This window comes from Lentzea kentuckyensis (assembly GCF_002150765.1).
In the GTDB taxonomy this organism is placed as follows: Bacteria; Actinomycetota; Actinomycetes; order Mycobacteriales; family Pseudonocardiaceae; genus Lentzea; species Lentzea kentuckyensis.
In genome coordinates, this window is record NZ_MUYM01000149.1 from 22,045 (window position 1) to 28,060 (window position 6,016).

General features: G+C 63.8%; 8 protein-coding genes and 1 pseudogene. 3 read left to right on the plus strand and 6 right to left on the minus strand.

Annotated features, from left to right (window positions below):
- Window positions 1-297 precede the first annotated feature (297 nt).
- A complete protein-coding gene (locus tag B0F77_RS49470; RefSeq protein WP_211294343.1) occupies window positions 298-699 on the plus strand; it encodes a hypothetical protein in 402 nt (133 codons plus the stop codon).
- On the opposite strand, the gene B0F77_RS43960 is transcribed toward B0F77_RS49470, so the two are convergent.
- Together B0F77_RS43960 and B0F77_RS43965 are read right to left on the minus strand one after the other, a co-directional pair.
- Window positions 666-1,370 carry a hypothetical protein gene (locus tag B0F77_RS43960; protein WP_143467235.1) on the minus strand — a complete coding sequence of 235 codons (705 nt, stop codon included), beginning with the start codon at window positions 1,368-1,370 and terminating at the stop codon, window positions 666-668. The genes B0F77_RS49470 and B0F77_RS43960 overlap by 34 nt on opposite strands.
- Before the next feature lie 56 nt (window positions 1,371-1,426).
- The gene (locus B0F77_RS43965; RefSeq protein ID WP_086669017.1) at window positions 1,427-1,918 is read right to left on the minus strand and encodes a hypothetical protein; all 492 of its coding nucleotides are present in this window, start codon (window positions 1,916-1,918) and stop codon (window positions 1,427-1,429) included.
- Window positions 1,919-2,268: 350 nt separating this feature from the next.
- Between B0F77_RS43965 and B0F77_RS47500 the strand changes: the two genes are divergently transcribed.
- A complete protein-coding gene (locus B0F77_RS47500) occupies window positions 2,269-2,853 on the plus strand; it encodes a hypothetical protein (protein WP_143467236.1) in 585 nt (194 codons plus the stop codon).
- 395 nt (window positions 2,854-3,248) lie between these two features.
- Here B0F77_RS47500 and B0F77_RS43970 read toward each other — a convergent pair.
- Window positions 3,249-4,234, minus strand: a pseudogene (locus B0F77_RS43970) (IS3 family transposase); the annotation flags it as partial.
- A 66-nt stretch (window positions 4,235-4,300) separates the two neighbouring features.
- The gene (locus B0F77_RS48840; RefSeq protein WP_169731070.1) at window positions 4,301-4,486 is read right to left on the minus strand and encodes a hypothetical protein; all 186 of its coding nucleotides are present in this window, start codon (window positions 4,484-4,486) and stop codon (window positions 4,301-4,303) included.
- 42 nt (window positions 4,487-4,528) lie between these two features.
- Between B0F77_RS48840 and B0F77_RS43975 the strand changes: the two genes are divergently transcribed.
- Window positions 4,529-5,089, plus strand: coding sequence for a transposase (locus tag B0F77_RS43975; protein ID WP_086669023.1), 561 nt, complete (start codon window positions 4,529-4,531; stop codon window positions 5,087-5,089).
- A gap of 13 nt (window positions 5,090-5,102) precedes the next feature.
- Here B0F77_RS43975 and B0F77_RS43980 read toward each other — a convergent pair whose 3' ends face one another.
- On the minus strand, window positions 5,103-5,498 hold the full coding sequence (locus B0F77_RS43980; protein ID WP_086669018.1) for a nucleotidyltransferase domain-containing protein: 396 nt from the start codon (window positions 5,496-5,498) through the stop codon (window positions 5,103-5,105).
- Between the two features lie 42 nt (window positions 5,499-5,540).
- Window positions 5,541-6,016, minus strand: a 476-nt coding sequence (locus B0F77_RS43985) for a tetratricopeptide repeat protein (RefSeq protein WP_143467237.1), incomplete at its 5' end; no start/stop codon positions are given.

Here is a 6,016-nt window from a genome sequence, read left to right on the forward strand (position 1 = left end):
CGCAGCACCGCGATGCCGATCGGGATTCGGCGCCAATCCCTGGACCCGCCGACCCACGTCCATGCACCAGATTCGGATGCCGACCACGCGTACTTCTATCGCAGGGAACTGTGCAGTGGTTCGTCATGCGCAAGCACTTCCCTCGGTTCGTGAGCCTCGGCGAAGGGCCTACGCCGCGCCGAGCATGCACGTGGCCGCCCAGCACGTCAGCCTGACGTCGTTGCTGTAGCGGCGGCTGTTCGGGTACGTGTGGCCAGATGCGGCCAGTACGCCGTCAAGCGTGGCGATAATTGGGCAATGCCAGACGACGGTGCATCACAACGAACGTTCAACCGCATATACGGTGATGTGGCTGGCAACGTCGTGCAGGCGGCATCAGTTGGAAGTGTGCACTTCTACGGACGTGACGCCGAACCTCCTCCACAGCAGCTCCTTCACGACATCGCTGAGTTCACCGGACGTGATGAGCATGTGCACACGTTGCGCTCGTTCGTTGAGGAAGGTCTGCAAGCGGCTCTGTTCATGGTCACCGACGCCGGCCTCGCCGAACTGGCGCGCTTCGCCGCCGCCGTGAGCAAGCCGTCGTTCATCCGTGACGACCTGCTGGTCAAGGTCCAAGCCGTCGACCACCCCGGCAATGCGAAATGCCAATGCCGAAAACCCGATCACTTCGGCGGCGCCAGGCAGAACTTGGCGTAGTAGACGAACGCCCTGGTCCCGACCCAATTCGGCAGTTCGACCTTCTCACCGTTGTTGACGATCTTGTCCTCGTTCCGGTCGCCCTTGGCGATCACCTTGACGTAGACGCTGTTCGCATACAGCGTCCACTGAGCGAACGTGAGCACCCTGGAATCGAACTTCGCTGAGACCGCACGGATCGCGAAGTCGCGGATCGCCTCGACGGCGGGCTTGCCCGCGTCCGGGAACTCTGCCGTCGGATCACCGGCCGCCGCCTTCTCGGCCTCGATCATCGCCGAGAAGACGACGTCGCAGGTCACGTCTCTGAGAATCTGCTCCGCGACCTCGGTCAGTTTCTGCCGCAGGGTGGGGGTGGCCGGAACGGAGTTCGCCGCCACCTGAGCCTGCCTCGTGACCGTTCGCCGGTCTTCGACCGCCCATTGGTTGATCCGTTCGATCTCGCCCAGCCCATTCCGGAGCTTGGCCATCGACGCCGCTCTTGCGTCGATCGCCGCCTGTTCAGCGCCGCTGGACTTGGGCGCGTTGCGGAGCAGTTCCTCCGCATCAGCGCGAAGGCTTCCGGAATTGAAGGAGCCGTGCAGGATGTCGTCAGCGGCGGGTGCGCTCTGGATGACGTTGTCCGCGTTGCTCAACCACGACGGCGGCGGGCATTTGGCCGCGGTTACGAGCACGAGCACAAGTGATGCGCCCAGTGCGATTGACGTTCTCAGCCGAGAAGTCATCTCACTCACAGCCTCATCGCTGCCCGAATGGCAGCGAGCATGCGATCTCGCTCCACCGCGTTGGCGCTGGAGCCGTTGTAGCTGTGGCGATGTGCGAGGACACCAATCTCGCTGACCGCGCCATTGGTTCCGGTGATGAGGATGGTCGGCGGCATCAACGGCCTCGGTGGCCCGCCGGCAGCGACGCCGGGCGGAGCCCCGAGATCCTCCAGCCTGATCCGGTCGCCGATCTTCTCCGGCAGTCCGGACAGGACATCCGGCGCACCGACCTTGCCCAGCGCCCAGGTGAGCACGCCTACGACACCAGTGACGTCCAACGGCGTGAACACGAGTCGTTTGTTGGTGAGCACCAGGTCACCGCCGACCGACGTGAGACCACCAGGCCGGAACGACGCCACGGTACGAGTTATTTCGACCTCGCCTTCGGCCAGGACGAGCGGCAGCGTCTTCTTGCCGCCTCCGCCGAGGAGGCTTCTGAGGGAATCGAGCACGGACATGGCGTCCTCCCTGCTGCGACTGGTACCTCCTACTCGCATGACTGCATTCGGCGGTTACAGCCTTCACCCGAATGACGTAGTGTCGTCGTGGCGCCCAGGCCAGTGAACAGAACCACCGATGCCGTAGCGATCAGCTTGGAGTCCAGACCTCGGCCACCACAACTAGCTCTGGCCGAACTCGATCATGGCTGTCTCCCGCGGCGCGCTCCGCGATTGCAACTTGGGACTCAAAAGTGAAACATCAAGTCGCCGTTCGGCGACAAACATCTATCAAGCTCTGACAGCAGGAGAACTCTACGGCAGGCGCGACCGATCAAGGCCCTCACATCACTCGAATATGGAGAAACGCTATGTTGATTGCGCAACAGGTAAACGGTTGGCAAATCGGCAGCACTATCGCAACGGCATGCGCGGTAGTAATTGCATTGGCCGTCGCCGTTATAAACCTTGTACAACGCCAAAGCGATAAGCGTCAAGCAAGCCGCGAGGCTGAAGAAGCAGGCAAAGCGCAGGCCAGATTAATCCTCATTGAGTTTATGTTTCTCGGGTTCTCTGGCGATAGAAGGCTAGGTCCACGAATCACGATCGGCAAGCAGGATCGCGCAGACACGTGGCCCACAGGCCCGGCGGCCGGGTCATCCTTTGAGATTACAAATGAAAGCAGTAACCCAATCCTTGACCTAAGGGCAGAGATATGGGTAGACGACATGAAATTAAACCAAGAAACACCCTTGTGGAACAACGAAAAAATCCTCAAACCTGACACCAAGACACGTTTGGCGGTATCAGCTCCATCAGAAGATGTTCGCGTTACGGCCTGGCGGGTACGTTGGACGGATGCCAATGGCCGTAAATGGTGCCGAGACAGAGAACCCACAGATGAGCCAAATACTTACGATGGCCAGGCCCCACGGAAACATATTCACGAAGAGTGATGCTGATGACAGCATTAGCCGACAGAGATCGAACCCTTCGACCGTGCCCGCGATTGGTCCGCGCGCGAGCCCAATGCAGTTCAGAACGCGGACCGGATGACCGAACCGCCGAGCCGCCGCTGGGCGACTTGAACCACCGGGATGCCACCGAGCTCGTCCGCAGTCGCGTCGCCGAACACCACCGGACGATTCCGCACGCGGTCGCGGCACGTCTGGTGAGCCGGTCGATGTCGCCACGCTGGCTGGTGGTCGCTACCGACCTCATACTCACTCTGATGGCATACGACTATCTGTCCCTGCGCGAGGCGCTGATGTGTGCGTGGATCCTGAAGTCGCGCTGCGCCTGATGCTCGAAGCGATCGCCGGACAGCTCCCACGCGAGCTCCGTAGCTCGCGATCTGCATCGATGACCAGAAGGACTCCATCATCGCGTGGTCGAGGCCGTCGCCTACGGTTCCGAAGGATGGCAGGAGGCTGGCTGAGCGGATCTTGTCGCCGAAGACCCAGGAGGTGAACTGGGTTCCGTGATCGGCGTGGACGATGCCGCCGGGCTCGGGGCGCCGGTTGCGATGGCCATGTCGAGTGCGTTGACGACCAGGGTTGAGTCCTGTGTGGAGTCGATCGACCAGCCCACGATGCGACGGCTGAACGCATCGAGGACTGCGGCGCAGTAGAGCCATCCTTCCCTTGTTCTGTGCTGGGTGATGTCGGTGACCCACAGTTCGTTCGGTTTCAGTCGATGGAACTTGCGGTTCACCAGGTCGCCGGCGGTGGCGACGCCGCGGAGCTGTTTGACTCGTGCTGGCCCGGGAGTCCGTGGAGGCCGGCCTGGTTCATCAGTAGCCATACGGTTCGCTCGCATACGGTGATGCCCATGCCGAGAGTGAGTTCGGCGTGCACCCGTCGATGGCCGTAGGTACCACGAGAGGCGACATGCACCTCCCGGATCACGCCGGTCAGCCAGCGGCGTCGCAGCTCCGTCGGCGTGGTCGGTGTTCGTTTGGCCTTGTAGTAGTTCTGGCGGGCGACCCCGAGGACGCGACAGGAACGGTCGACCGGAATCCCGGCGTCGGTGAGCCTGTCGATCACCGGGTAGAACCTTTGGGCGGGGACGCTCCGTCCCCAGGAACGTCGCTGCCTGACGCACGATCAACAACTCGGTCTCCAGCTCCCGAATCCGTTGTCGAGCGGCACGCGGTTCGACGGACTCGCTGCTCGGGGTGCCGGGAATCTCGCCCCGATCGATCCGGTCCTGCTTGACCCACTTCGACAACGTCACCGGATGAATACCCAGGTCGGCAGCAGTCTGCTTCTGCTCTCTACCGGCCCGGACAAGCGCGACGGCACGCGCTCGGAACTCGGCGGGGTACGCACGGGGCACAGTGCACAGCCTCTCGAACAGGCCGCCAGTTAGCCACCAATTCTGGAACCCATCCTGCAGGGCAGGTCAAGATGTCACATAACGGTGCTGCAGACCCAGGGTCTCCGGCTCGACTCCTGTCAGCTTGGCGCCCACGTCCCCGAGCGCGTCGATCATGGCGTGGATCTCGGCACCCTCGAACCCACGCGCGGTCGGAACGTCCACGAGTTCGGCCTGAGCAACCGCCCGACTCGCCTGAGCCTCGTTGATCACCTCGACCAGCGCGGCCGGATCGACGCCCGCCCTGTCGTGTGCATGGGCGAGAAACCCTTCCGGCTGCTCGGCCAGGTCCGCGACCCGCTGCCGGCCCGGCCGGGCAAGGATCGGTGTGAGGACAGTGAATACGTCCGGTGCGGCACCTGCTCGATCTTCGTGTGGACCGAGCCCTTGCGCGGGTGGCGCCGGGTGCATGCCCTGGCCCAGCGCACCAAAATCGACTGGGCCGGGCAGGTCAAGCAACTGCTGACCGTGGACTATCCCGACGCCGAGACCGTGGTGCTGGTCATGGACAACCTCAACACCCACGGCATCGCCTCGCTCTACGACGCCTTCGCCCCAGGCGAGGCCTTCGCCCTGCCCCAGCGCCTGGAGATCCACCACACCCCCAAACAGGGATCCTGGCTCAACATCGCCGAGATCGAGCTGTCCGCGCTGTCGCGGCAATGTCTCGACCGCCGCATCAGCGACCTCGACACCTTCAACACCGAACTCGCCGCCTGGCAACACACCACCAACACCAACCAGCGCGGAGTCGGCTGGCAGTTCACCACCGACGACGCACGCGTCAAACTCCGCCACCTCTACCCCAAAGGTTAGGCGCGACGGTCTACTAGAGCTGCTGCGCCACGGACAGGCATGGCACGGCGGTGCCGCCGATCGTCCCGGTGACGAAGCACTCCGCCGGGTATCGAAACGGTTCGGCCATCAGCGAGGACTGCTCAGCGCTGCCGTCGGCGGAGAAGCGCAGCGGGTGCAGGTCGATCTCGCGACCGGCGGGATCCGTGAGCACGAACCGCACCGGCCGCCACGACAGCGTCTCGGCGAACCCCAGCGCGGCCAGGGCGTCGAGCACGGCGGGTTCCTGGTCCTTGCGGTGCATGAGGTCGAGGTCGTCGTGCGGGCGAGTCTGCCGCCCGGCCAACGCGTCCACGCCCCAACCGCCGCCGATCCAGACGTCGTTTTCTTCCAGCGCGGCCAGGATCTCGAGCACGTCCTCAACGGTCACCGGCCCAGAACATCACCCGGAACCGCATCGGGTCCAGCATGTTCAGGTCGTCGACGGCACGGCCAGCCGGTCACGCACGCTCCGCACCCGGTCGAGGCCGAGCCGGTATCCGGACAACAGGTGCAGGTCATGAGCCCGATCCGCGAACGCGGCAGCTTCGACCGGCCGTCCCTGGGCCAGGAAAGCCTCCGCGAGCACCCGGAGGCTTTCCGCTTCGATCAGGCGATGACCGCTCGTACGGCTCAGGTCCCGCGCTTGCGTGGCGAACTCGATCGCGAGCTCGGGCTGTTCCAGGTCGATGTGCAGTTCGGCCAACGAGACGAGGGCTTCTCCACGAGTCCGCTTGTTCGCGGCCTTCAGCGCGAACGACAACGCGAGCTGCAGCTCGGCCAGCGCTTCGGAGTGCCTGCCCTGCAGCCGGTAGGTACTGCCCAGCACGTGATGGCTCGACGACTGCCCGTTGAGTGCGCCGAGCTTGATCCCGACCGCCAGACCCTCGGTCGCGGTGCGCACCGCGA